The 2,689-nt window shown below is 55.9% G+C and carries 3 protein-coding genes; 1 reads left to right on the top strand and 2 read right to left on the bottom strand.

Translation table 11 applies throughout. The annotated features are described in order from the left end of the window. A partial coding sequence (locus I5W_RS07925) for a hypothetical protein (protein WP_044528822.1) occupies positions 1–1,209 on the top strand: 1,209 nt, incomplete at its 5' end. Positions 1,210–1,901: 692 nt separating this feature from the next. On the opposite strand, the gene I5W_RS07935 is transcribed toward I5W_RS07925, so the two are convergent. Both I5W_RS07935 and I5W_RS32780 read right to left on the bottom strand, forming a co-directional pair. Next, a complete protein-coding gene (locus tag I5W_RS07935; RefSeq protein ID WP_148289057.1) occupies positions 1,902–2,396 on the bottom strand; it encodes a hypothetical protein in 495 nt (164 codons plus the stop codon). Beyond that, on the bottom strand, positions 2,393–2,689 hold a 297-nt coding region (locus tag I5W_RS32780; protein WP_252716944.1), incomplete at its 5' end, for a hypothetical protein. The genes I5W_RS32780 and I5W_RS07935, both read right to left, overlap by 4 nt.

The raw sequence follows: 2,689 nt of genomic DNA on the forward strand, positions 1-2,689 counted from the left end.
CGCTTATCTCTCGGTCGGCAGGAACCGGCGCCGCTGTCTTCGCCGCGCGCACTGGTCGCCTGGCTGCTGCACAAACGAGCGCTGGAGAGAGCCGCGGGCCAGGCCTGCTCGGGTGATAGCTGCAACGTCGACCATATGGCCGAGGACGTCCAGGCACTGCTCGACGGCAAGGATGCCCGCTTTCTGGCCCAGCCCACCGCTGATAGCCGGGCCAGCACCTTCTTTCGCGACGACAGCCGGGTCGCGCTCCACTGCACGGTGGCCGAGGCCAGCCCCACGCTGACTCATGCCGCTGCCGCCTTGCAGATGGGTGTGGCGCCGACGACGGGAGCTTCCTTGGCCAAGGGGCCGGTCGCGCCCCCGGCGGCGGCTACGGCCGCGCCTCAGCAGGTAAGCTGGATGGATCATTTACGCATCCGCGGCAACCCCGACCAGCTCTCCATCGATCATCGCGACAAGGCCGCCTTTGCCTCGGTGGATCGCGCCCGCCTGGCGCTGGCCAATGACGACGTGGCGCAGTCGCGCACCAATGATGTGGTGGTCTATGCCGGCTATGCGCTGGACAAGCGCCCCATGGGGGAGCCGGGCAGCACCTACGAGGCGGTACCTTACGTCGGCTTCAAGCAGAATCGCGTCATCAACTATGATTCCGGCAATCCCGAAATCACCACCACGCGCACCAGCCAGGTCGGCATGTTATCGGCCTTCCATTTCGCCCACGCCGACACGGCCAATACCGAAGACCTGACCGCGCGTCCCGACTACCTGGTCAACAACACCGATGGCAGCCGCCTGTTGACGGTCAACTTCACCCTGACGCCGGTGCGGCCGGGCATACTCAATGATTTCCTGCGCTGGGGCAATGGGCTGGCCTTCAAGCCCATCCTGATCGGCCAGAGCCGCAACGGTATCTACATCAATCGTGGCGACCCGGACGTCTATGCGCAGCATCGCGACTTCATCCGCCTGGGGGCGCAGGCCGGTTTCACGCTGTCTTCCACCAATCCGGCGCTGCCGTTCGACTTCACCACCACCTTCACCGGACTGAAGGCCTTGCAAGGCAACCGCAGCATCCATTACTGGAAATCGGTGCTGACCTATAACTTCAACCAGAACGTCGGCCTGAGCCTGGATTATTCCGATGGTCCGTTGCCTGATAGCGGCGATGCCGAACGTAAGTGGGGGGTGGCGGTGTCGTCCAAGTTCTAGGGTGGGATAGGGCTGGATACGTCTTTTTCGGGCTTGATGGGGGCGTGAGCGTCCAGCGGGTCGATCACGGTGGGATCGTGCAGGACAGACAGTTCCAGCGGCATCCGGTCGATATTGAGATAGACCCGGTAGCGTGAAACACCCTCGGCATACGGACGTTCATCATCGATTGAAACGTTCTAGTCCGACTGTTTTCCCGGAAATGATGGACAATTTTCCAGATCAAGGTTCATGTCGTAAATCATGTCGACCACCTTTCCTGTTCTCAGGTCCACGACATCTTCATCCACTATCGCTGTTTTTTGATTCCTACTGAAGGCCGCTTCGTAGGGACCCCTCGTCCTCGTGTAATGATTGATAGGCTTTCTCCTTTCTAGATCGATGACGTACACCTTGCTAACGGGCGGGGCGCCTATCCGCGCTTTACTTAGATCTTGTCCCCATGCAATGGCACGGGTTCTTGAACAGTTGACGGCCCAGTCGCTCACTCGGATACCTAGCTGAATAGAAACCGTATGTTTTCCTACTTCGAACGCGAACCCATTTTCCCCTGCGCGAAACGAACTGCGAAGTTCAAGGTTCGCGGCGCTGATCGGATCTGGAAATAAGAAGAACATTGGGAGAAATAGTACGAGAGGATATTTAGATTTCATCGCCGAGGGTGAGGTAGGACAACATCGTATAAGTTGATTCTAATCGCAGGCATCGTCGGTTTCGGTGATCCACCATCTCCCTTTTTTGCGCACCAATTCCCGGCCGGAGAGGCAGGCTTCATTGGGCATGTAGGTGATGCTGATCCGATCGGCGGTGATGTCTAGACTTACATCCCAGGCTTCGCCTACGCTCAGCAATCGTTCTGCAAGTTCGCCGTCGGCTTTGATCGACTTGGTGCGCTCTATATAGTTTTCATCCACCTCTTTGCTTTTGATGAATTTACGCATGTGTCGTAACAAGTAGGTCTTGCTGGCTTCTGTTTTTTCAGCGCATAAAAGGGTGTCAACCAAGTCACGCGCATCCTCCGGTAGTGTCGCCAGCATGGACTGCTTTTTTTGGGGAAGACATGCGTTATCTTTCATCTCTCCATGAACATTAATGGGGTGGAAATCAGTATGCGATGGGCTTGCCCATGCAGCAGTGCAGAGGATGAAGAACGTATGAAATAGAGCAAGATGAGATTTGTTTTTCACAGGATTTCTGACGCTAAGATAGTGATATCAAAATGACGCACGTGTGTCTTCTCGTTATCTGTTATTTGCATATTCCGGATTGGCGCATTTTTGTCTTTGCTATTGGTGTCCAGGTACCATGGATCAAATATCTGCGAAACCACTGGGCACTTCATCAGTGACTTTCTAAATTCCCTGACCTTGTTGGGCTCGTTCTTATTCCTCTCATCGCTCCATGCAATTTTAGCCATATGGCGCTGTACATCTGCTTTCGCAACTCGCTCTTTCGCTATGGGACGGCTCGGGGTTTCTGA

The sequence above is a fragment of the Herbaspirillum sp. B65 genome (genome assembly GCF_000333555.1).
GTDB lineage: Bacteria > Pseudomonadota > Gammaproteobacteria > Burkholderiales > Burkholderiaceae_D > Herbaspirillum > Herbaspirillum rubrisubalbicans.